This is a genomic window from Nocardioides sp. NBC_00368 (genome assembly GCF_036090055.1).
In the GTDB taxonomy this organism is placed as follows: Bacteria; Actinomycetota; Actinomycetes; order Propionibacteriales; family Nocardioidaceae; genus Nocardioides.
The window spans coordinates 5,965,600-5,988,460 of the sequence record NZ_CP107970.1 but is presented as its reverse complement, the minus strand read 5'-3'; the positions used below and the strand labels follow the sequence as shown (position 1 = coordinate 5,988,460).

Below are 22,861 nucleotides of genomic sequence, written 5' to 3'. Positions count from 1 at the left end.
AAACCCTCCCACACGGCACCGACACTTATCGTGTCACCACGGCGGCCTCCCCTCCCGACTCGACGACCGCGACCGAGCCGTCGCGGTCGGTGCGGTAGACCTCGGTGCCGCTCTCCTCGAGCCCTTGGACCGTGACCGTGGCGGGGTGCCCGTAGTCGTTGCCGGCACCGACCGAGGTGAGCGCGACCTGCGCGTGCAACGTACGCAGCCAGCCGAGGTCCTGGTAGCGCGAGCCGTGGTGGGGCACCTTGAGCACGTCGATGTCGAGCTCGGCCAGGTCGTCGGCGAGCTGGTCCTGTCCGTCCGGCTCGATGTCGCCGGTCAGCAGGAGGCGCAGACCGTGGGACTCGACGAGGAGGACCACGCTCGCGTCGTTGGCGGTGGAGCCGTCCCCGGGTCCGCGGGTGTCGGAGCCGGCCGTCGGCCAGAGCACCTGGATCCGCGCCTCACCGATGGTCACCGTGGCTCCATAGGGAGCCGGAACCGGCACCACCCCGGCCGCGCCGGCAGTCTCGCCGAGGATCCGCACGCCCGCGGGCGGGTCCTGGAGGCGCGAGGTCCACAGCTCACCCACCCGGCGTCCCGTGAATACACCTTCGACGCCGTTGACGTGGTCGGCGTGGAAGTGGGTGATCACCGCGAGCGGGACGTCGGCGACCTCAAGTCGGTCGAGGCAGTCGTCGACGAGGTCCGGGTCGGGGCCGGCATCGACGACGACCGCGCTCCCCGGCCCCGTACGCACCGCCAGCGCGTCTCCTTGACCGACGTCGCACATCACCAGGACCCACCCCGCCGGCGGCCAGCCCGGGCTCGGCAGCCGCACCAGCGCGACGGCCAGCAGCAGGAGACATCCGGCGACTCCGGTGACCGGATGCCGAAGGACCCGCGGCGCCAGGAACGCGATCGCGGCGCAGACGACCACCAGCACCGTCAGTGCGAGCGGCCCGGTCGCCCAGCCGACCTCGGCGGTCGGTAGCCCGGCGCCGAAGCGGGCGACGGCGATGATCCAGGCGACGCACCAGGTCGCGATCGTGCCTGCGACCATGCCGAGCGGGTCCCACACCAGTCCGAGCACACCTCCCAGCAGGCCGAGCACCGTTGCGGGTGCGACGGCGGGCTCGACGAGCAGGTTGGCGAGCACAGCGACCAGGCTGACCTGGCCGGAGATGGCGGCCACCACCGGCGTGCATGCCAGCTGGGCCGCGGCCGGGACCGCGATCGCCTCCGCACACCACTGCGGCATCCACCGCCGCAGCGCATCACGCCAGGGCGGACCGAAGAGCAGGATGCCGGCGGTGGCCAGCACGGAGAGGGTGAACCCGACCGAGTTCGCCAGCCCCGGGTCGATCAGCAGGAGCCCGATCACCGCGGCACCGAGTCCGCGCAGCGCCCGTTGGCGTCCGTTGTGCGTCATCGCCAGGAGTCCGACCGCTCCCATCGCGGCGGCGCGCACGACGCTCGGCTCGGTGCGCGCAAGCACGACGAAGCCGAGGATGCCGAGCACGCCGACGGCGTACAGACCCCTCCCCCGCACCCCCGCCCAGCGAGCGACGATCAGCAGGAATCCGACCACGAGGGTCAGGTTGGTGCCCGAGACCGCAAGCAGGTGGGTGAGCCCGGTGGTGCGGAAGTCGTCGGCGAGGTCGTCGGAGAGACCGGTGTCATCACCGTCGACCAGGGCCGGGACCAGCGCGGCCTGGTCGGGCGGCCGATGTGCCACCGCGTCCCGGATCGAGCCACGCAGCGCGTCGGAGGCCCGCCACCAGATCCCCGGGCCGGCGACGATCTGTGGTTCACCGGCGATGAGCAACGCGGACTCCTCGTGCGAGTCGCTCTTCCCCAGGCGCCCGGTCGTCGAGACCGTCGTCCCCAGCGGGACATCGGCCCACTCCTCCTCACCGAGCAGCACCACCGGCGTACGCAGCCGGTAGACCACGCCACGTCCCCTGATCTCCCGCACGCTGGCGCGTCGGAGCTGGTAGGTCGCATGCTGGCCGGCCACCTCCTTCGGGTCGCTGGTGACCGTGGCGACCACGCGCACCTGCGCCCTTCGCTCCGCCAGATCCGCGACCGGGTTGTCGCTGACGCGGGCGGCGTGCAGGCCGGCGACGATCGCGGTCCCGGCGATCATCAGAACCAGCGCCAGCACGGTCGGGCGGCGCGTGCGGATCGCCCATCCCCCTCCGATGCCGACGACGGCGGCGAGCAGCACCAGCAGAACCGTGCCGGATCGTCCGCCGGCCAGGGCGACCGGCGCCGCCAACGCCCCCGCCCAGGCACCGGCCCCGAGAAGCGGCAGTCGCAGGTCGCTCACAACGTGACCAGCGGTTCCAAGGAATCGAAGGTCTTCGGTCCGATCCCGTCGACCTCGAGCAGCTCGTCGACCGAGGTGAACGCGCCGTTGGTGGTCCTCCAGTCGATGATCGCCTGCGCCGTCACCGGCCCCACCCCTGGCAGCGTCTCCAGCTCCTCCATGGAGGCGGCGTTGAGACTCACCCCCGCCCCGGGCGGCGCCCCAGCCGCCGGCCCCCTGGAGCCGGGCGCCACAGCGCCCGCTCCCCCGGCGGGCATCCCGACCACGATCTGCTGGCCGTCGCTGAGCAGCGCAGCGAGGTTCAGACCGGCGAGGTGTTTGTGGGAAGCCCCGCCGGCAGCCTCGACGGCATCCACCACTCGCGAGCCGACCGGCAGCACGACGATCCCTGGTTTGAGCACCTTGCCTTCGACGTCGACCGTCACCGTCCCGGCCGACGCCCCGCCCGAGGGCACGGCGGCGACGCTCCCGGGCTCGGCCGAGCCGGTCGGCAGCGACACCAGCGGGGAGGCCGACGGCGATGCCCGGGCGGCCGGCGCCACCTCGGGATCGGCTCGGATCATCCACCAGCAGGCCACCGCCAACCCGGCGACCAGCACCAGCGAGACCACCACCAGATGCCACGGGCCGAGGCTCACCCGCCCGCGCAACGGCTCCGGCAGCATCGCGTCGGGCGAGATCACGACCTGTCGCCGAGACGCGTGACGCCCCGGGACCGGCACCAACGGATCGAGCTCCGCGGTGTCGGTGGCAGCCGGCCCGTCCCACCACGGCGGCTGCCAGTCGTCCTCACCCTCGTCCGCCTCCGTCGGCGGGTCGAGCTCGGCACGCAGCTGCTCGAGTCGTCGCGCGACGGCGTCGGCATGATCGGTGGTCGGTCGGGTGCGCATGCGGCCGAAACTATGCGCCCGCGCCGACGGTTCCGAGCGCGATTTCAGCGCCTGTGGAGAACCCGGTCCTCAACCGTCCCTGTGGACAGCAACCGGCCCACAACAGCGCCAGGAATCAAAGCTGGGGCGCCACGACGACCGCGACACACCCCGGCCCCACGTGCGCCCCGAGCACCGCACCCAGCTCTCCGACACGTACGTCTCCGTCGATCTTGCCGTCCAGCTCGGCGCACAGCCCCTCGGTCATCGCCGCTGCCCGGTCCGGGCTGCCCAGGTGGGCGACCACGACCTCGACGGCATCGGCGTCCTCAGCCGCCTCGATCCCGAGCGCCTGCAGCCGGGCGATCGCCCGCTCGGCCGTACGCACCCGCTCGTGCGGCACGACGCGCCCCTCCTCGATCGTGAGCAGCGGCTTGACCGCCAGCGCCGTCCCGAGCAGCGCCGCGGCAGCGCCGATCCGCCCGCCACGGCGCAGGTACTCGAGCGTGTCCACGTAGAAGTAGGAGCGCGTCGCCGCGACCCGCGACAGCGCGGCCTCCCGCGCCTCGGCAGCACTCCCGCCACGACCCGCGACGGCCGCGGCCGCCATCACCGCGAACCCGACCCCCGGCCCGACCTGCCGCGTGTCCACGGTGATGACCGGAACCGGAGCCTCCCGCGCGGCCAGCATCGAGGACTCACAGGTCGCGCTCAGCTCCGCGGACAGGTGGATGGAGACGATCTCGTCGAAGCCCTCGGCCGCGAGCTTCGCGTAGGCCTCCCCCAGGAGCGCCGGCGAGGGCCGAGAGGTCGTCACCGTCTTGTGCGCGGCCAACGCCGTCAGCAGCGCCTCCGGCGACGTCTCCTCCACCCCGTCGTCGTACGACGTCCCATCCACGATCACCTGCAACGGGACCGATGTGATCAGCTCCGTGGCATCCCCGAGATCGGATGGAAGCATCGCGGTCGAGTCGGTCACGATCGCTACCCGGGCCATGTCCGAAGCCTATCGGGCCTCCCTACGCGGCCAGAACCAAGCGTTTCGCCGCGCGAGCCCGGTCACCACCGATTTAACCCGGACACATGCATCCGCCTGTGAGAATCGCGCACGTGTACGGAAGTCACCGCGCGCGCCCGACGATGCAACGACAGAACCCCGCGCATGTGCGTTCCTGCGAGACGACACCTACGGCCGTTGACCCGGAATCCGGCGGTACGCCGCTTGCAGCTCGGCGATCACAGGATCTCTGACATCGAAGCCATCGTCATCGACCGGACTGATCGGAGTTAAACACTAGGACAACGCGCTCGTGTCCGCCGGGGTTCGACACATCGGCGGATGAGCCTTACCTAATGAAGGTCAGGCCAGGTGCATCGACACACACCTGAAGCCTGTGTCGTCGTCGTGCATCGAGATGTCTGCATCGTTGAACCGGCTCGGCTCGGCCGTGAACAATGGGCTGGTCCACGCGCCGCCTTTCAATTCGTATCGCCCTTGTGCTGACGCTGTGCTGGTCCACTCCCAGACATTTCCGACCATATCGAAGGCGTAGAACGGTGAGAGGCCGGACTGAAACCTCGACACCTTCGAGGTCGAGCCAATGCCCGTCTCCTTGACGTTGCACTTCGCGGGCGATATCGCAGGTCCCCAGGGCCATACAGAACCGTGGAATCCGCGGGCCGCCTTCTCCCACTGCGTCGTCGTCGGGAGCTGCTTGTCCGCCCAGGAGGCATAGGCGTTCGCGTCATCCCAGGTCACATGCACGACTGGATGCGCATACAGCTCTGCTCTGCAGCGATCGTCATCCCAGTGTTCAGGAATTCGATGGCCCGTGGCGGCGATGAACCGGCTGTAATCGGCATTCGTTACCGGGTGAGCGTCAATCCAGAACGTCTCTTCCCACAGCGGTTCATCATCCGAACCTGACAGGAAGACGCCAGCTGGCACCTCAGCCATGAGGCGTCCGTCTACCGGGTGCTTCACATACCAGTCCTCCGGGATCTGCGCAGTTTCAGCCTCAGTGACGACCGGATAGCTCGACTGGCCGTCTCGGGTCAGAAGGGTTACAAGACGCGCATGTACGTCGGCGGGTGCCTTCCGGAGGAGGTCATCGAGCGTCGCCTGAGTCACCGGACGGAGGCTGTGCGAAGAACCCGCCGCCTCCGCCTTTGCGATGCCGCGTTCCGACACCTGTAGTAGGTCGGCCAGGTCAGCTTGGCTCCATCGAGAGGCGACGCGGAAGGCGCGGAGCTCGACGCCTGACCACTCCGGGATGATCGCCATGGCTCACCTAGGGTCGCTGGGCAGGGATCTCTCGGTACGTCTTTTGCAGTGCGACAACGACAGGATCTTCGACATCGAACTCGTGACCATCGATGAGCTCGATCGGACGCACTCCGATGCTCGCGTTCGTCGCGAATGCCGCTCGCATCCGAGATGCGTCGGCCACGGAAACGGCGCGAGTCACGTGAGATGCGTCCGCCGCTGTCAGCAAGGCCATCGTGACCCCGGGAAGGACGGCGGCCTCCGGCCAGACGACCTGCCCACCGTCAGTTACGAATCCGATGTTCCAGGTACTTCCTTCGCTCACACGACCCGAGGCGGGGTCGACGAAGAGAACATCATCGAAGCCGGAACGCTTGGCTGCAACTCGATGATGGAGCTGGCTGAAGAGTCCGACGTGCTTGACCTCGGGAGTGTCCCGCTGGAACGCCACTGTCTTCGCACGGAGTGGCTGCAGTCCCCCAGGTGCGCTGGCCCGAGTCGTGATCAGGGAGACCGGGCGCGCTTCGACCGTGCCGACGTTACCCAGCGTGATCTGGGGGTCGAAGACGGTCACCCGGAGCGTGTAGTCGCCCGGCTCGGCGGTGACAGCTTCCCTGATCTGGGCCAGCAGATGAGAGCGATCCAGGTCCGCGTCGAAGACGGCCTTGCAGTCCCGCGTAAGCCGGTCGAGGTGAAGGTCCAATCCCCTGACGGCACCGCTCTCGACATGCATCGAGGTGAAGTGCCCGAAGCCAGTCAGTGCGAGTGCACCCAGCTCAGCGGCGGTCGCGTCCCGGCCATCAACTGTCGCCATGGCGCAACCTTCTCACGAAGTGCAGAAAAGTTCAGGGCAGTGTCGAGGTCGGATCATTCCGACCGCAACTGACTGTCGGAAGCATAGAGATCGCTGTCGGGCGCCGATCAGGTTCATGGCCAGTCGACGCTCGGCGGCATCAAGGCTCACACGACTCCGTGAGCCGTACACCCGACACGAGGAGCTGAAGATGTCCAACAACGCAATGATCGCCCGCTTCGTCGACAACCAGAGCAACAACAACTGGGTCCCGGTTGAGTCACAGGACCTCACGCCGAGTGGCCCCGGTCGCGTGACGCCGAACGACAGCTGGGATGCCCGCTGCGGGTGCAAGTGACCGAAGGAGTTGTGGGCCAGCGCCGAACGGCGCTGGCCCGCTTCACCATCATGAATGTCGTCGAAACGATTCTTGAGTCCTGGGTCAGCGACCGCTCGGCCAACCTTGCCGACGAAGCCTGCCGCATGGGCCTCGCAGGCTCCATGGAGCTGCAACACTCCTTCACCCGCTGGCTTGTCAACGACCTGAGCTTCCTCGTCGGAGACGCACTGACCGCGGCACAGCGCGGCCTTGCAGAGGCTCACGGCCCGACCACAGCAGCAAGACTTCTGCTGGACGAAGCAGCGGCCGGGCCGACATGCGACCTGTTGACGCAGGTGTTTCCGGCCGCTGCTTCTCTGTTCCGAGAACGGGTCGACGCGAGCATCCGAGCCATCCAGGAACTCCTCAAGCGCTTCGCGGACGACAGCGACAGACTTCTGGCGCTTGACTGCCATGGACCGATCAGCAGCATCACGGTCGGCCTCGGCGACAGCCACGACGGCGCCCGCCAGGTGGCGATGATCGAAACTTCCTATGGCTCGCGCGTCCTCTACAAGCCAAGATCACACCGCGCTGACGTCGCCTGGAATCGGTTGGCACGCACGCTGAACGGACTCGCCGGCGGGATCCTCATCGACACGGTTTCGGTGATCGACCGCGGCTCGTACGGATGGCAGGAGTACTGCCCGGCTCTCTCATCCCCTGAGTTCACGGACGAACGGGGCGAGCAGATGGGCGCCATACTCGCCGTGCTGCACCGACTCGGGTCGACCGACATGCACCGAGACAACCTCGTCTTTACCACGGACGGACCCGTGGTGCTCGACACCGAGACGATTGCCACTTGGCCCATCGGTCGGTTGATCCCAGGTGACCCAGAAACGACGGTCGACAGCGTGCTCGAGACCTCAGCGGTCGCATCCTGGACGGTCGACCTCGACGGTGAATGGACATCGATCGCCCCGATCCACGACCTTGTGCACGTCGGCGATCCCGAATGCACTGAGACCAATCGCAGAGTCGAAGTGATCTGCGATGGCTACCGACTGGGAAGCGCCCTCTTGGCCAGCCCAGCGATGGCTGCGTCCGTCGCAGACATCGCCAGTTCGGAAGCGCGGCTGATTATTCGTCGGACGTCCGTCTATGCCCGCCTCCTGCAGGAGTCTGTCCTTTCACAGAGCCTGCGCTCCGAGCACGCACGATCCTCCAGCATCGCGAAGTTGGAACCGTGGCCAGCTGATCTCGACGCCGTGGTCGATGCAATCGTCAGCGACGAGCGCGAATGTCTCAGCCGCGGCGACATCCCCCGGTTCGTCTCCACGCCCGCAGGAGAGATCCGGAGTCCTCGTCGGATCCTCGGAAACCTCACGTGCGACGAGCCACGGAAGGTAGGCCGACCCGCGGATGGGATACGCCAAGCCGAGCGCCAGATACGAGTGCTGTCCGCGTCCCTCAGACCAATAGCTGAGTACGATGCGAGCGGAACCAGTGACACCGCACTCACGGAAGCAGCAAGAAGGCTGAAGGACGACCTTCTGACGCGGATTGTCGACGTCGATGACCGGACGGTGGCCATCGGGGGCGTTCTCGATCCGCTCAAGTTCGCCGCTGGAATCGGCCCCCTCGGGCATGGCATCTATGGCGGCCGGAGCGGCGTCTCGCTGGCACTGGCCGCCACGTCTCTCCAGGCCGATCGGACGAACGATCACAACGTTGCAATGCGCCTGTTCCCAGACCCCAACACCGAAGCAAGCGATCAGCACGGATTGACCGGCCAGACCTCGGACATCTACGCCCGCATGATCATCGCGGGACGCGAAGGCACTCATGCGAGTCCTCGTTGGTCGCTGGCCAGCAACGCGAAGACTCTCGACGTCGTCGACGGGTTGGCTGGAGAATCGATGCTCAGCCTCGCCATCGGCGCCCTTGACGCCGACATCGCGCGATCCTTCTTGGCCCGATTCAACGATCAGTGGACCGACTCGGAAACGTCCGACCTCGGCGCTTTGGGCATCGCACACGGCACATCAGGCATCGCCTTCGCTTCCGTCCGACTCGCACGCGCTCTGCAGGACGACGCCCTGCTGGACATGTGGCTCGGTCGGTTCCATATGTCCAGTAGAGCAACTGTTGCCGCCAGCATCCAGACGAAGAACCACGAAAGCGTCTCTTGGTGCCGCGGCGCGGCCGGGGTCGTCTCCACCCAGCTCCACCTTTCCGAGCTTGGCCTAGCCAGCCCAGACCTTCCCTCGTGGATCGACTGGCTTTTCGAGAACCATGCCTTGGCCGTGGGGAATGCTCTCTGCTGTGGTGCCGGCTCGATCGCCGACATCATCGCGACCTTGCGACACCTCGGACACCCCGAACCGTCCCAGACGGAGCTGGCGCTCGAGCACTGGCTCCGCCAACCGCAGAACCCGCGCCTGCCGGCGACACAACCCCACATCGGGTTCATGCAGGGCACCGCTGGCGCGATCTACACCATGATCCGACTCACTGAGGCCGGCCGGTCGCTGCCGAGCGTCCTCTCCTTCGACCAGGTGGTCTGACCGAGAGACGCTCAGCAGCGACCAAGGACGTCACACGACGATGTTGACCAGCTTGGGCGCGCGAACGATGACCTTGCGTACGGTCTGACCCTCGATCGCCTTGGCGATGCCGGGGTCCGCCAGCGCGACCGCCTCCAGGTCTGCCTCGGAGATCGAAGGCGAGACCTCCAGGCGGGCGCGCACCTTGCCCTTGATCTGGACGACCGCTGTCACGGAGTCCTCCACGAGCAGGCGGGGCTCGACCGTCGGCCACGCGGCTCGCGCAACCGTCGGCTCGTGCCCCAGGATCTCCCACATCTCTTCGGCGGTATACGGAGCGACCAGCGACAGCAGGATGGCGACCACCTCGGCCGCCTCACGCACCGCCGCGTCCTTCGGGCCACAACCGGAGTCGATGGCCTTGCGGGTGGCGTTGACCAGCTCCATGGTCCGCGCTACGACGACGTTGAACTTCCTGCTTTCCAGGAGTTCCTCAGCCTCGGCGACGGTCTTGTGCGTCACCCGTCGCAGGGACACGTCGCCGGCCGAAAAGTCGATGCCCGGCTCGGAGTCAACGTCACCGGCCAGCCTCCAGGCGCGCTGCAGGAACTTCAGCGAGCCACCGGGAGACAGGTCGGCCCAGTCGATGTCGGCCTCAGGCGGACCGGCGAAGACCATCGTCACGCGGGTGGCATCGACACCGAACTCGTCGATGGTCTCGCCCAGATCGACACCGTTGCCCAGGGACTTCGACATCCCCTTGCCCTCGTTGATGACCTCACCCTGCGTCAGCAGCTCCTTGAACGGCTCGTTGAAGTCGATCAGGCCGATGTCGTTCAGCGCCTTGACGAAGAAGCGCGCGTACAGCAGGTGCATGACCGCGTGCTCCTTGCCACCGACGTAATGGTCGACGGCACCCCAGGCCTTGATCGCCTCGGGGTCGAACGCTGCCTTGTCGTAGTGCGGCGAGGTGTAGCGCAGGAAGTACCACGACGAGTCCACGAACGTGTCCATGGTGTCCGAGTCCCGCTTCGCGGGGGCACCACACTTCGGGCAGTCGACGTTCGCCCAGTCCTCCGCCGCGGCCAGCGGCGAGACGCCCTTGGGCTTCAGGTCGGCGCCCTTCAGGTCGGGCAGCACGACCGGCAACTGGTCCTCGGGAACGGGCACCGGGCCACACGACTCGCAGTGGATGATCGGGATCGGGGCGCCCCAGTAACGCTGACGGCTCAGCAGCCAGTCGCGCAGCCGGTAGTTGATCGTGCCCTTGCCGTGGCCCTCGGCCTCGAGCTTCTCAATGATCTTGTGGATCCCGCTCGCCTTGTCTGCCACGCCCTCCAGCTCGGGAGAGTTCACGTACGCACCGTCACCTGCGGTGGCAACGTACGTCTCCTCGGGGTTGTCGGTGTCAGGAACGTCGACGACCCGGCGAACCGGCAGTGAGAAGGCCTTCGCGAAGTCCAGGTCGCGCTGGTCATGCGCGGGCACCGCCATGATCGCGCCGGTGCCGTACTCCGCCAGCACATAGTCCGACGCCCACACCGGGATCTGCTCACCGTTGACCGGGTTGATCGCGGTGACCCCCAGGTCGACGCCCGTCTTGGGACGGTCGGTCGACATGCGGTCGATCTCGGAGGACTTGCGGACCTCGACGATGTAGTCCTCCAGAGCCTGCTTCTGCTCGGGAGCGACGATCTCCGAGGCCAAGGTGGCATCGGCCGCGACGACCATGAAGGTGGCGCCGTACAGCGTGTCGGGTCGCGTGGTGAACACGGTGACCTTTTTGGATCCACCATCGGCCAGGGTGATGTCGAAGTCGACGTGCGCGCCCTCGGAACGACCGATCCAGTTGCGCTGCATGGCCAGGACCTCTTCGGGCCACTTGATCTGGTCCATGTCGTCCAGCAGCCGCTGGGCGTAGTCGGTGATCTTGAAGTACCACTGGTTCAGGTCACGCTTGGTGACCGTGGCGCCGCACCGCTCGCACTGCCCGTTGACAACCTGCTCGTTCGCCAGAACCGTCTGGTCGTTCGGGCACCAGTTGACCGGACTCTTCTTGCGATAGGCCAACCCCGCCTCGTACAGCTTGATGAACAGCCACTGGGTCCAGTGGTAGTACTCCGGGTCGGAGGTGTGCAGACGGCGCGACCAGTCGAAGGAGATGCCGTAGCGCTTGAACGACTCCGCCTGGGTCTCGATGTTGGCGTAGGTCCAGCCGGCGGGGTTCTCGTTGCGCTTGATCGCGGCGTTCTCGGCGGGCAGGCCGAAGGAGTCCCAGCCGATCGGGTTCAGGACGTCGAAGCCCTTCAGCCACCAGTAGCGGGCCAGCACGTCGTGGAGCGCGGTGACCTCGGCGTGACCCATGTGCAGGTCGCCCGAGGGGTAGGGGAACATCGTGAGCGCGTAGCGCTTCTCAGCGCCCTCGCGCTGGCCCGCCTTGAACGGCTCCAGCTTCTCCCAGATGGGGCGCCACTTGTCCTGCAGCTCCACGACGTCGTACGTCGCCTGCTCGGCCTGCTCCTGCGTCATTGGTCTTTCGTCCTTGTCGAGTGTCGTGCGTCGAGACTGCTTCCGGAACAAAGCTCCGTAGAACTAAAAAGGCCCCTCACATGGAGGGGTAGCCGCGTGACCGGGGTGTGTCCCTCAGGGTCAGCGCGGCTGCCTAAGAAGCAGGACAGACATCTGCATGTGTCCAGGGTAGCCGACCACCGCCGCCAGCGTCATTCGCAGCCCCGCCATACTCCCGCGCCCGGGGCCGACGGCAGGGTCGAAGGCCTCTAGAAAGACACTTTCGATACTCCATGAGTTCTGCCCTGCGGATCGACCGACAGAAAATAGGGCCGGAGGGGCCTTCACCTATTGCGACGGCCAGTTCGAGCGTGCCAAACTGGCGACGCTCCGCTGCTCGTGATGTCGGTCGTGAATGAGGACCCCCCCATCTCATCCAAGGAACGCTCCGAGCAGCGGAGTCCAAATCTTTTGGGCCCGGCGACGAAGTCGCCAGGCCCAAAAACGATTTGGAGATCGCGCGAGCGCAGCGGCTGAGCCTGCGAAGCCGCGAAGCGGGCCGAGATCCAGTCGTGTCCGTGGAGTGAGCTCCACGCCTACGGCACCCGGTTGATCCACTCCCGTGTCGCGTGCTTGCCGACAACCAGCGCTGCCGCCTCGTCCATCGTCGCCTGATCGAGCTCGACGTACGCAGACCCGAAGCTCTGTTCGAACTCGGCGAGCAGAGCGCCGATGACCTTGTCCCGGGGCAGCCCGGTCTGGGAACGGATCGGGTCGACGCGCTTGGCCGCGCTCCTGGTGCCCTTGTCGGACATCTTCTCCCGGCCGATCCGGAGCACCTCGAGCATCTTGTCGGCATCGATGTCGTAGGCCATCGTGACGTGGTGGAGGACGCCGCCGGGGATCCGCTTCTGCGCGGCGCCGGCGATCTTGCCGACCGGCGAGGCGATGTCGTTCAGGCCGGCGTACGCGGCCTCGATGCCGACGCTGCGCAGGCCGCGGAGCACCCACTCGTCGAGGAAGGCGTAGGACTCCTGGAAGGACATGCCGGCCACGAGCGTGTCGGGCACGGCGAGGCTGTAGGTGATCGTGTTGCCCGGCTCGATGAACATCGCGCCGCCACCGGAGACGCGGCGTACGACCTCGATGCCGTGACGCTCGGCGGCGGCCGCGTCGACCTCGTTGGAGAGCGACTGGTAGCTGCCGATCACGACCGCGCTGCTGGCCCAGTCCCAGAACCTCAGGTTGGGGGCGCGGCGACCCTCGGCGACCTGGCGGACGATGACCTCGTCGAGGGCCATCTGCATCGTCGGCGACAGCGGTCCGGTCTCGACGATCTCGAGGTCGAGGTCGTCCCAGGTCGTGGCCCGGCCGAGCGCGCGCAGCACCGTCAGGGCGATGTCGCGGGTGCCGAAGCCGACCAGCTCGGCGTCACGCGCGGCAGCGTCCAGCGAGGCCGTCAGCCGGTCGAGGGACGCGTCGGCCGGCTGTCCCTCCAGCGCCGCGGTCAGCCACCCCAGCGCCTCGTCGGGTTCCAGGAAGAAGTCGCCCGAGAGGACGACGTCGATGATCGTGTCGGCGGAGACCGTCGCGTCGACGACGACGAGCTTGCCGCCGCGTACCTTCCGCTCGCCATGCACTCGTTCACTCACAGTTCCTCAACACCGTGAGCGCCTGGATTCATCCCCGCACTACACCGCCGCGCCGCACGACCCGGCGGTGTCGGCGAGGCGGGTGAGACCGACCGGTCCGACCAACGGCCGCGGGTCCTCGGCGAGCGTCCAGGCGCCGTCGAGGAGGATGTAGTCGCCTCGGACGTCACCGTCGAGAAGAGCACGTACGCCGGCCACCAGCCGGTCCACGTCGGCGACCGAGGTCCCGATGCCGATGCTCGCGCGGACCGCGCCGCCGGCGAGCCCGAGGCGCTTGAGGAGCGGCTGGGCGCAGAAGCGGCCGTCGCGTACGCCCAGGCCGTGCTCGGCCGAGAGGTAGGCAGCCACCCGGCCGGGCTCGATGCCGTCGACGGTGAACGTGACGACCCCGACCGGCTCCTCGGAATCGGCCCACAGGCGGACGACGTCGACGCCCTCCAGCGCGGACAGGCCGGCCACGAGGCGCCCCCTCAGCGACGCCTCGTGGCGGTCCAGCTCGGCGGCCGAGACGCCGCCGAGGGTCGTGCACGCCGCGGCCAGCGCAGCCGCGCCGACGACGTTGGGCGAGCCGCCCTCGTGGCGTGCGGGGGCGGGCTGCCACGTGGTCTCGCCCACCTCCACGTCGTCGACCGCCCCTCCCCCGGCGAGGTAGGGGGTGCCGACGTCGAGCCAGTCGCGGCGCCCGACGAGAGCACCGGCACCGTAGGGCGCGTAGAGCTTGTGACCGGAGAAGGCGACGTAGTCGGCGCCGGTCGCGGCCAGCGAGAAGTGCCGGTGGGCGAGCAGCTGGGCGCCGTCGACGAGGACCCGGGCGCCGTGGGCGTGGGCCAGGGTGACGATCTCGCCCACCGGCAGCGCCTCGCCGGTGACGTTGGAGGCTCCGGTGACGGCCACCAGGGCGTAGTCACCTCGGGCCAGCTCGCCGGCCAGAGCGTCGATGGTGCCGGCAAGGGTGTCCCGGCCGGCGACGGCGGTGACGCCCGCCTCGACCCGGTGCCACGGGAGCAGGTTGGCGTGGTGCTCGATGTCCAGGACGAGGACCCGCCCGGGTACGCAGCCGGCCAGCAGGTTCACCGCGTCGGTCGTGTTGCGGGTGATGACGGTGACATCGTCCTCACGGGCCCCGACGTACCCGCCGATCGTCGCACGCGACTCCTCGTAGAGGGCGGTCGAGACCTGGGACAGATAGCCGGCGCCACGGTGCACCGAGGCGTACCACGGCAGCACCTCGGCCACCCGGTCGGCCACGGCCTGCAGGGCCGGCGCCGACGCGGCGACATCGAGGTTGGCGTACGTCACGGTCGTTCCGTCCAGCAGCGGGACCTGGGTCTTCGAGCCGACGAGCGGGAGCAGGGACATGGGGGCACCCTTCGGGGGTCATGGCTCCCCAGGGCTGCACGAGGCTGCCCGGCGAAGCACGCGCTTGCCCACGCCACCTCGGCGCGGGCCTGGTCGTCACCCGGAGCACCCCACCGCGTGGGAGGGTTGCCCGCCAGCAAGCCGGGGCTTCGCGCTGGCAGTCGTGACCTTCGGCGAAGATGCTGCCCGAGACGGGGTGCGCCCACCAACTCGTCATCTCGATACGTGGGCACGTATCTCAGATCACGGACGACCTTCCCAGGGATTGCCGTTGCCGTTGCCGTCGCCCTCACAGGCGCCGAAGAACTCCGCGATCGGGTCGCACTCCTCGCCGTCGTCCTCCTCGGGAGGTGGTGGCGGCGGCGCGATCAGCTGCTTCTCGTGGCCGGGCTCCGGGTCCTGGCCGTCGACATAGACCGGCTCCGGGAAGCTCTCGATCTCCTTGCCCTCCATGGCCTTCGCCATGATGGCGGCCCAGGTCTCGGTGGGATAGTCGGCACCGAAGTAGGACGGCATCCAGCCTCCGTCGAGCTTCCCCTCGCCGTTGCCGCGCGAGTAGCGCACGGCGGTCGCGATCTGCGGGGTGAACCCGACGAACCAGGACGAGCAGACGTACTGCTCGTTCGTGCAGGTGCCGGTGCCGGTCTTGCCGGCGACCGGCCGGCCGATGCTCTGGGCCTTCTGGCCCGAGCCGCTCTGCACCACGCCCTGCATCGCGTACGTCACGTCGGCGGCGATGTCCTCCGAGATCGCGTGCCGGGCGTTCTTGCGGCCGTTCCAGCTGTAGAGGACGTTGCCGGCGCGGTCGCGGACCTTCTTCACCACATGCACGTCGTGGCGGTAGCCGCCGTTGGCGATCGTGGCGTAGGCGTTGGCCATGTTGATCGGGCTGACGTTGGCGCCGCCCAGCGCGATCCGGTCGTCCTGGTCGGTGAGGTAGCCGGACGTGCTCGGGATGCCGGGATACCTCGGGTCAGCCTTCTCCGGCGTCAGCCCCGCGTCGAGCGCGGTCTGGTAGACGGCCTTGCGCCCCTCCTCGGCCCCACCCATCGACTCGGTCATGTCGATGTAGGCCGTGTTCACCGACTGCTCCAGCGCCTTGAGCATGGTGATGTACTGGCCGTAGTCCATGCCGGCGGCGACGCCGGCCTGCTCGCCCTCGTTGACGACCTGTGAGCCGGTGTACGTGGTGAACGGCGAGTCGCCCGCCCAGGTCGACTCCAGCGAGTAGCCCTTCGCGATCGCCGCAGCGGTGGCGAAGACCTTCATCGTCGACCCCGCGTGGCCGCCGGTCGCGGCCCAGTTGTGCTGGCTGTCGAGGTAGTCCTGGCCACCGTAGAAGCCGAGCAGCGCTCCGGAGGCGACGTCGACCGAGGCGGTCGCCACGTGCAGGGCGTTCTTCTGCTCCGGGTCGTTCTTGACGTACGCCTTGCGGTTCTTCGGCTTCACCGTCTTGGCCGCGGTGGCCGATGCCTTCATCACCTTCGGGGAGAGGGTCGCGGTGATCCGCAGGCCACCGCTGTCGATCTTCTCCTCGGTGAACAGCGGCTTGCCGTCGGCGCCCTTCAGGCCGAGCAGCTCGGCCTTGATCATGGTGAGCGCGTGGCCACGCTGGCCGCCGAGCCGGCTGGGCACCGTCTTCGCCGGGAACTTCGGCAGCGCGTCCTTCACCTTGTCGGCCTCGGCCTGTTTCAGGTAGCCGAGGTCGACCATGCCGGAGAGGACGTACTGGTAGCGGCCGAGCAGCTTCTCCTTGCCGCGGAAGGTGCTGCTGGCCGGGTCGAAACCGGCCGGGTTGTTGAGGATCGCCGCGAGCGCGGCGGTCTCCTGCAGCGACAGGTCCTTGGTCGACTTCGCGAAGTAGGCCTTCGCGGCGGCCTCGATGCCGTAGGCGCCGCGGTTGAAGTAGATCGTGTTGAGGTAGTCGGTGAGGATCTGGTCCTTGCTCTTCTGCCGGGTCAGCTTCAGGGCGATGACCGCTTCCTTCAGCTTGCGCGAGTAGGACCGCTCGGAGTTGAGGTAGTAGTTCTTGACGTACTGCTGAGTGATCGTGGAAGCGCCCCCGGCAGTGCCCTCGGTGGTGTTGGAGAAGGCCGCGCGCACGATGCCCTTCACGTCGACGCCGCTGTTCTCGTAGAAGGTGCGGTCCTCGGCGGCGACCACGGCGTGCTTGACCATCTCCGGGATCTCGTCGGCCTCCAGCTTGATCCGGTTCTGGTCGCCCTCCTGGTAGCGGCCGAGCTCGGTCTTGCCGTTGCTGTAGTAGACGAACGAGGTCTCGACCTCGAACTCGGCGTTGGGGTCGGGCACAGTGATTCGGTTGTACGCCACGATCGCCGTCATCGAGCCGATCAGAGCGATCGCCAGGAAGCCGACCAGGGCCACCTTCGCGGTGAGCTTCCCCCAGCGCCGCCAGCTCGGCGGCGCGGAGCGCCGGTTCCCCGAGCCCCCCGTCGCCGACGTCTTGGTCGCGGTCCTGGCCGCGGCCCACTTCTCGGTCACCCAGACCTTGGCCGGCTCGGCCCGGGCGAGCAACGCCTGGGCGGCCGACGGAGTCGGCGCGGCGCGGCGGGCGCCGGGTCGGCTGGGCGTGGTCCTCGGCGGCTCGGGCGCGATCCGAGGAGCGGGCGGAGAGGCGGGCGGAGGAGGCGGCCGCCACGACGGCGGCGGACCGGTCGGACCCTTCGGAGGCTCGGCGCTCCGGTGTTCCATTGCTCCACCTGACCTAGGCGACTGATTGCGGCGGCCGTTGATCCTACCCGGGTGGGTATGACGACGGAGGCCGACCCCGAAAGGGGCCGGCCTCCGTGTCGGTCGTACGTCGCGGCGTACGACCTCAGCAGATCACTTCTTCAGGTCGAAGCGGTCGTTCTCCATGACCTTGACCCACGCCTTGACGAAGTCCTTGACGAACTTCTCCTTGGCGTCGTCACCGGCGTAGAGCTCGGCGATGGCGCGGAGCTCGGAGTTGGCGCCGAAGACCAGGTCGACGCGCGAACCGGTCCAGCCGTTGGTGCTGGAGTAGGTCGTCTCGTCGGCGGACGGGGTCCACTGCTGGTCGTAGTCGAGCAGGTTGACGAAGAAGTCGTTCGTCAGCGCGCCCGGGGTCTTGGTGAAGACACCGAGGTCCGAGCCGTCCCAGTTGTTGCCGATCACGCGCAGACCGCCGGTGAGGACGGTCGCCTCGGGGGCGGAGAGGCCCAGGAGGTTGGCGCGGTCGATGAACAGGAACTCGGAGGGCAGGTTGAGGAACCCGGAGTCGTAGTTGCGGAAGCCGTCGGCCACCGGCTCGAGCCAGCCGAAGTTCTCCACGTCGGTCTGCTCCTGGGTGGCGTCGACGCGGCCGGCCGTGAACGGCACGGTCACCTCGTAGCCGGCAGCCTTCGCGGCCTGCTCGACACCCACGCCACCGGCGAGGACGAGTACGTCGGCGAAGGAGACCCCGGTCGAGGCCGCGATCTGCTCGTAGGCGGCGATGACCGGCTTGAGCTCGTCGGGCTGGTTGACCTTCCAGGACACCTGCGGCTCGAGGCGGATGCGACCGCCGTTGGCGCCACCGCGCTTGTCGGAGTTGCGGTAGGTGGCCGCAGCCTTCCAGGCGGTGGAGACGAGCTGCTGCGCGGTCAGGCCGGACTCGGCGATCGCCTTCTTGGCGGCGGCGATCGAGGCGTCGTCGGTGGCGGCCGAACCGGTCGGGAGCGGGTCCTGCCAGGGCAGGTCCTCGGCCGGGACCTCGGCGCCGGCGTAGCGGCTCTTCGGGCCCATGTCGCGGTGGGTCAGCTTGAACCAGGCGCGGGCGAAGGCGTCGGAGAAGGCGTCCTGGTCGTCCTTGAAGCGGCGCGAGATCGCGTCGAACTCAGGGTCCATGCGCAGGGCGAGGTCGGAGGTGAGCATGCGCGGCTCGCGCTTGCCGTCACCGAACGCCTCGGGCACCAGGTCGGCACCGCCGTTGTTCTTCGGCTTCCACTGCTTGGCGCCGGCCGGGGACTCAGTGAGCTCCCAGTCGTAGGCGTAGAGGATGTGGAAGAACTCGTTGTCCCAGCGGGTCGGGTGGTAGGTCCAGGTGACCTCCAGGCCCGAGGTGACCGCGTCGGGGCCGACGCCGGTGCCGTGACCGTTCTTCCAGCCGAGGCCCTGGTTCTCCAGGGGCGCGGCCTCCGGGTCCGGACCGATCAGGTCGTCGGGGTGGGCACCGTGGGTCTTGCCGAAGGTGTGGCCACCGGCGATGAGGGCGACGGTCTCCTCGGAGTCCATCCCCATGCGGCGGAAGGTCTCCTTGATGTCGACCGCGGACTTCATCGGGTCGGGCTCACCGTTGGGGCCTTCCGGGTTGACGTAGATCAGACCCATCTGGACGGCGGCCAGCGGCGCCTGCAGGTCGCGGTCGCCGGAGTAGCGCTCGTCATCGAGCCAGACCTTCTCCGGGCCCCAGTAGACGTCGTCGTCGGCCTCCCACACGTCCTCACGACCACCGGAGAAGCCGAAGGTCTTCAGACCCATGGTCTCCAGCGCGACGTTGCCGACCAGCACGAACAGGTCGGCCCAGGAGAGCGCCTGGCCGTACTTGGCCTTGACCGGCCACAGCAGGCGGCGGCCCTTGTCGAGCGAGACGTTGTCGGGCCAGGAGTTGAGCGGCGCGAAGCGCTGCTGACCGCTGCCGGCGCCACCGCGGCCGTCGTGGCTGCGGTAGGTGCCCGCGGCGTGCCACGCCAGGCGGATCATGAACGGGCCGTAGTTGCCGAAGTCGGCGGGCCACCAGTCCTTGGAGTCGGTCAGGACCGCGGCGATGTCAGCCTTGACGGCGGCGAGGTCGAGCGCCTCGAAGGCCGTCTTGTAGTCGAAGTCGGGGTCGACCGGGTTGGCCGCAGGGTGGTGCTTGGCCAGGATCTTCAGGTTGAGCTTGTTGGGCCACCATTCCTGGTTGGCGCTGCCGACGGTCGGGTGAACGCGGCCGGCGTTCATGACCGGGCACTTGCTCACGGACTCTTCAGACATCAGGTTCCAGTCCTTCTTGTTCGGATCATTTGCTGCGCTGCTCAGTTCTTGCCCTGGGCGGCCTGGCACTGCGGACAGGTGCCCCAGTAGATGACCTCGGCCTCGTCGACGACGAAGCCGTTGTCGTCCGATGCCGTCAAGCAGGGCGCATGGCCGACGGCGCAATCGACGTCGGCGATGCTCCCGCAGGAGCGGCAGACCACGTGGTGGTGGTTGTCCCCGACCCGGGTCTCGTAACGAGCCACCGAGCCGGACGGCTGGATGCGGCGTACGATCCCGGCCGCCGAGAGGGCGGCGAGGGAGTCGTAGACGGCTTGGTGGGAGACGTCCGGAAGCCGCTCGCGCACCGCTCCGAGGATGGTCTCGGTGTCGGCGTGCGCGTTCTCGGTGACGGCCCCCAGAACGGCCACTCGCGGGCGAGTGACGCGCAGGGAGGCACCTCTCAGCAGCTGTTCGTAGTCCGCGTTCCCCACGCGTCAGAGACTACGCGAAATCTTGAATGAGTCAAGAAACGGAACGGAAATTTTCGCCCCTGATCAGCCGAGCTTCACGGCCTCCGACGCGGGGCGGGTGGCGAAGCGGCTGGCCATCAGCGGGACCAGGACGGAGATCGCCAGCGGGATGACGAACATCGAGCGCTCGCCGAAGATCTCGGCGACGGCGGCGATCAGGGAGGCGGCGGCGAGGTAGCCGGCGTAGTTGGCGAGGTTGACCCGGGCGATCGCCTCCTCGGCGTTGTCCGGGGAGATGTGGGCGGCGGCGACGAACGACTGCGGCGGGACCATCGCCAGGCTGCCGCCGAGAACGGCGAAACCGACCGCCGCGACGCTCCAGTGCGGGGCGGCGACGATCAGCACCAGGGCGCCGACGCCGACGATGCCGCCGGTCCGGATCACCCGCTCCGGACCGAAGTGGGCGACGAGGCGGTCGCCGGGGAGACGTACGGCCAGGAGCACCAGTTGGTAGGCGGCGTAGATCGCGGGTCCGACCGCGGCGGCGGCGCCGAGGCCGTCGACGACGTAGATCCCGCCCCAGGCCGAGGCCGCGGAGTCGATGAACCACATCGCGAAGGTCGGCACCGCGACCAGGAGGAGGGGCAGCCACGGCAGCCGGGGCTTGGGTCGCTGCGTACTGCTGGTCCGGTGCTCGGCCGCGTCGACCGCCTCCGGCGGCAGCAGGAGCCGGAACGTCGCGGCGTTGGCCGCCAGGCCGATGATCGCGATGGGGATCATGTCCAGGCCCAGAGGTACGCCGAGGGCGATCGTCACGGTCGCGTAGACGGCGCCGAGGACGGCCGCCGCGCTCCACATCGCGTGGAAGCCGTTCATCAACGGGCGGGCGTACGCGTCCTGGGTGGCCGTCCCCTGCATGTTCATGGAGGCGTCGACGCCGCCGAGGAAGAAGCCGTAGACGCCGTTGAGCACCAGCAGGGTCGCCATCGTCGGCGCGAAGGCGGGCGCGACGGCGGCCAGGGACGCACCCGCGAGCATCAGCGACAGGGTCGCGGCGCTGCCGATCCTGGTCGCGAGGTGGCCCGCGACGACGCTGCCCAGCGCCCCGACCGCGGTGGTGACGCCGAGCACGACGAAGACGTCGCCGGCGCTGAGGTCGAGCTTGGTCGCGATCGACTCGAGCCGGGTGATCAGCGACGCGAAGGTCAGTCCCTGGATCGCGAAGGCGACGAAGACCGCCGTCCGGGCCAGCTGGAGTCGGGTCATGGACGCGAAGTCTGCACCCTCACCCCCGGGTCGCGCACCCGTTTCCTGAGGTCAGTTGCCCTTGAGCAGCCCGTCGAGGATCTTCTCGCCGTTCTGGCCCTCGCCCTCGCGGATGCTCTTGAACTCGTCGCGGAGCTGCTCCATCTCGCGCTTGGCGCTCTCGCCCTTCTCGACGAGGTCGCGAATGTCCTGGATCTGGTCCTCCCACTCCTGGGACTGGCCCTCGTCGATGACGTTCCAGCTCTCCAGGTTCTCGCGCCAGCGGTCCAGCCGGTCGAGGCGGTTGAGGGTCTTGTTGTCCGACGCCTCGGTGTTCTCGTCGGCGGAGCTGTCGGAGCCGTCGGAGTTGCTGCCGGTGTTGCTGTCGGTGTTGTCGGAGCCGCCCGAGTTGTCGGAGCTCTGGGACGGCTGGTCGGCCTCGGCGGGAGCCGGCTCGTACGCCGCCAGCCAGGAGGCGGCGAAGAGACATGCGATCACGATCGCCGCCGCACCGAGAAGACGGCCGGCCGGGAACTTCCGCAAGGACCCCGGGCGCGGCCCGCGTACGGGCGGCGGGGCGTCGGGGCGGGGCATGACGCCGGTGCGGGAGTTGGGCAGCGCCATCGGCTCGTCGAGCGGCCGTTGCGGCCGCTGCGGCATCGCCTGGGTCGGTCGCGGAGCCTGCCCGGAGGCCAGCAGATCGGTGGCGTCGGGGTCGGCACCGCTGAGCACGTAGCCGAGCTCGTGCCCGACCTGGTCCATCGAGGGCCGGGCGGCCGGGTTCTTGTCGAGCATCCGCGTGACCAGCCGAGCCAGCGGCGCGGGCACGGAGCGGACGTCGGTGATGCGCGGCACCGGGTCGCTCAGGTGCATGTGCAGGATCTTGACCGGGTGCGGCGCGGAGTAGGGCACCTTGCCGGTGAGCATCTCGAAGAGCACGCAGCCGAGCGAGTAGACGTCGGCGGGCGGTCCGACCGGGTCACCGGCGGCCTGCTCGGGCGAGAGGTAGGACGGGCTGCCGATCACGTGGCCGGTCTGCGTCAGTCCGGCGTCGACCCCCGTCATGGCGTACGCGATCCCGAAGTCGAGCACCGTCAGCCGGCCGTCACCGTCGAACATGAGGTTGGCCGGCTTGATGTCGCGGTGCACCACGCCGACGCGGTGAGCGGCACCGAGGGCACCGGCGACCTGGCGGGTGTATTCGACCGCCGTGTCGACCGGCATCGCGCCGTGCTGCCGGATCGGCTCGGCCAGGGTCGGGCCGGGCAGCAGCTCCATCACCAGGAAGACGTCGTTGTCGTCGCTGCCCGCGTCGAAGATCTTGACCACGTCGTCATGGACCACCCGAGCCGTCGAGAGGGACTCCCGACGGAACCGCTCGGCCATCGTCGGGTCGTCCACGTCGCGCAGCAGCTTCACCGCCACATCGCGGTCGAGGACGGTGTCACGGGCCCGCCAGACCTCCCCCATGCCGCCGGCTCCGAGCAGGGAGAGGAGCCGGTAACGGCCGGCGATCGGGGGGTGCGCGTCCATGGCGGAA

Annotated in this window: 15 protein-coding genes and 1 riboswitch; of the genes, 2 read left to right on the top strand and 13 right to left on the bottom strand. The window is 68.5% G+C overall.

Going from position 1 to position 22,861, the window contains the following annotated elements; all coding sequences use genetic code 11:
* Positions 1 to 25 precede the first annotated feature (25 nt).
* From OG984_RS28590 to OG984_RS28570, 5 genes are all read right to left on the bottom strand, one after another.
* Positions 26 to 2,314 carry a ComEC/Rec2 family competence protein gene (locus OG984_RS28590; RefSeq protein ID WP_328529469.1) on the bottom strand — a complete coding sequence of 763 codons (2,289 nt, stop codon included), beginning with the start codon at positions 2,312 to 2,314 and terminating at the stop codon, positions 26 to 28.
* Positions 2,311 to 3,204: a helix-hairpin-helix domain-containing protein gene (locus tag OG984_RS28585; RefSeq protein ID WP_328529468.1), complete on the bottom strand. Its 894-nt coding sequence runs from the start codon at positions 3,202 to 3,204 to the stop codon at positions 2,311 to 2,313. The genes OG984_RS28590 and OG984_RS28585 overlap by 4 nt, the downstream gene beginning before the upstream one ends.
* Before the next feature lie 115 nt (positions 3,205 to 3,319).
* Positions 3,320 to 4,180 carry a DegV family protein gene (locus tag OG984_RS28580; protein WP_328529467.1) on the bottom strand — a complete coding sequence of 287 codons (861 nt, stop codon included), beginning with the start codon at positions 4,178 to 4,180 and terminating at the stop codon, positions 3,320 to 3,322.
* Between the two features lie 363 nt (positions 4,181 to 4,543).
* Positions 4,544 to 5,467 carry an SUMF1/EgtB/PvdO family nonheme iron enzyme gene (locus OG984_RS28575; RefSeq protein ID WP_328529466.1) on the bottom strand — a complete coding sequence of 308 codons (924 nt, stop codon included), beginning with the start codon at positions 5,465 to 5,467 and terminating at the stop codon, positions 4,544 to 4,546.
* Positions 5,468 to 5,474: 7 nt separating this feature from the next.
* Positions 5,475 to 6,263: an aminotransferase class IV gene (locus tag OG984_RS28570; protein WP_328529465.1), complete on the bottom strand. Its 789-nt coding sequence runs from the start codon at positions 6,261 to 6,263 to the stop codon at positions 5,475 to 5,477.
* Positions 6,264 to 6,453: 190 nt separating this feature from the next.
* Here OG984_RS28570 and OG984_RS28565 point away from each other — a divergent pair, with 190 nt between their 5' ends.
* A complete protein-coding gene (locus OG984_RS28565) occupies positions 6,454 to 6,600 on the top strand; it encodes a hypothetical protein (RefSeq protein ID WP_328529464.1) in 147 nt (48 codons plus the stop codon).
* Complete coding sequence (locus OG984_RS28560; protein WP_328529463.1) at positions 6,591 to 9,131, top strand: DUF4135 domain-containing protein; 2,541 nt, start codon at positions 6,591 to 6,593, stop codon at positions 9,129 to 9,131. Before OG984_RS28565 ends, OG984_RS28560 begins: the two co-directional genes overlap by 10 nt.
* A 30-nt stretch (positions 9,132 to 9,161) precedes the next feature.
* Here the strand turns inward: OG984_RS28560 and leuS are convergent, their stop codons facing one another.
* From leuS to OG984_RS28520, 8 genes are all read right to left on the bottom strand, one after another.
* Positions 9,162 to 11,639 carry a leucine--tRNA ligase gene (gene leuS, locus OG984_RS28555; RefSeq protein ID WP_328529462.1) on the bottom strand — a complete coding sequence of 826 codons (2,478 nt, stop codon included), beginning with the start codon at positions 11,637 to 11,639 and terminating at the stop codon, positions 9,162 to 9,164.
* A gap of 575 nt (positions 11,640 to 12,214) precedes the next feature.
* Positions 12,215 to 13,270, bottom strand: coding sequence for a lipoate--protein ligase family protein (locus OG984_RS28550; RefSeq protein ID WP_328529461.1), 1,056 nt, complete (start codon positions 13,268 to 13,270; stop codon positions 12,215 to 12,217).
* A 39-nt stretch (positions 13,271 to 13,309) separates the two neighbouring features.
* Positions 13,310 to 14,629, bottom strand: a complete 1,320-nt coding sequence (locus tag OG984_RS28545; RefSeq protein ID WP_328529460.1) for an aminotransferase class V-fold PLP-dependent enzyme — start codon at positions 14,627 to 14,629, stop codon at positions 13,310 to 13,312.
* Positions 14,630 to 14,684: 55 nt separating this feature from the next.
* Positions 14,685 to 14,798: riboswitch (SAM riboswitch) on the bottom strand.
* A 74-nt stretch (positions 14,799 to 14,872) separates the two neighbouring features.
* Positions 14,873 to 17,341: a transglycosylase domain-containing protein gene (locus OG984_RS28540; RefSeq protein WP_328529459.1), complete on the bottom strand. Its 2,469-nt coding sequence runs from the start codon at positions 17,339 to 17,341 to the stop codon at positions 14,873 to 14,875.
* A gap of 132 nt (positions 17,342 to 17,473) precedes the next feature.
* On the bottom strand, positions 17,474 to 19,624 hold the full coding sequence (gene katG, locus OG984_RS28535; protein WP_328529458.1) for a catalase/peroxidase HPI: 2,151 nt from the start codon (positions 19,622 to 19,624) through the stop codon (positions 17,474 to 17,476).
* A 41-nt stretch (positions 19,625 to 19,665) separates the two neighbouring features.
* Positions 19,666 to 20,097, bottom strand: coding sequence for a Fur family transcriptional regulator (locus OG984_RS28530; RefSeq protein WP_328529457.1), 432 nt, complete (start codon positions 20,095 to 20,097; stop codon positions 19,666 to 19,668).
* Between the two features lie 63 nt (positions 20,098 to 20,160).
* A complete protein-coding gene (locus OG984_RS28525) occupies positions 20,161 to 21,342 on the bottom strand; it encodes an MFS transporter (RefSeq protein WP_328529456.1) in 1,182 nt (393 codons plus the stop codon).
* A 51-nt stretch (positions 21,343 to 21,393) separates the two neighbouring features.
* Positions 21,394 to 22,854 (bottom strand): protein kinase domain-containing protein, encoded by a 1,461-nt coding sequence (locus OG984_RS28520; protein WP_328529455.1) that lies wholly within the window; start codon positions 22,852 to 22,854, stop codon positions 21,394 to 21,396.
* Between the last annotated feature and the right edge of the window lie 7 nt (positions 22,855 to 22,861).

Excerpts from the sequence above, each read along its gene's own strand:
- OG984_RS28570 (WP_328529465.1), bottom strand. The coding sequence starts at position 6,263 with ATGGCGACAGTTGATGGCCGGGACGCGACCGCCGCTGAGCTGGGTGCA.
- katG (WP_328529458.1), bottom strand. The coding sequence starts at position 19,624 with ATGTCTGAAGAGTCCGTGAGCAAGTGCCCGGTCATGAACGCCGGCCGC.
- OG984_RS28525 (WP_328529456.1), bottom strand. The coding sequence starts at position 21,342 with ATGACCCGACTCCAGCTGGCCCGGACGGCGGTCTTCGTCGCCTTCGCG.
- OG984_RS28585 (WP_328529468.1), bottom strand. The coding sequence starts at position 3,204 with ATGCGCACCCGACCGACCACCGATCATGCCGACGCCGTCGCGCGACGA.
- OG984_RS28565 (WP_328529464.1), top strand. The coding sequence starts at position 6,454 with ATGTCCAACAACGCAATGATCGCCCGCTTCGTCGACAACCAGAGCAAC.
- OG984_RS28540 (WP_328529459.1), bottom strand. The coding sequence starts at position 17,341 with ATGGAACACCGGAGCGCCGAGCCTCCGAAGGGTCCGACCGGTCCGCCG.
- OG984_RS28520 (WP_328529455.1), bottom strand. The coding sequence starts at position 22,854 with ATGGACGCGCACCCCCCGATCGCCGGCCGTTACCGGCTCCTCTCCCTG.
- OG984_RS28545 (WP_328529460.1), bottom strand. The coding sequence starts at position 14,629 with ATGTCCCTGCTCCCGCTCGTCGGCTCGAAGACCCAGGTCCCGCTGCTG.
- OG984_RS28575 (WP_328529466.1), bottom strand. The coding sequence starts at position 5,467 with ATGGCGATCATCCCGGAGTGGTCAGGCGTCGAGCTCCGCGCCTTCCGC.
- leuS (WP_328529462.1), bottom strand. The coding sequence starts at position 11,639 with ATGACGCAGGAGCAGGCCGAGCAGGCGACGTACGACGTCGTGGAGCTG.
- OG984_RS28580 (WP_328529467.1), bottom strand. The coding sequence starts at position 4,180 with ATGGCCCGGGTAGCGATCGTGACCGACTCGACCGCGATGCTTCCATCC.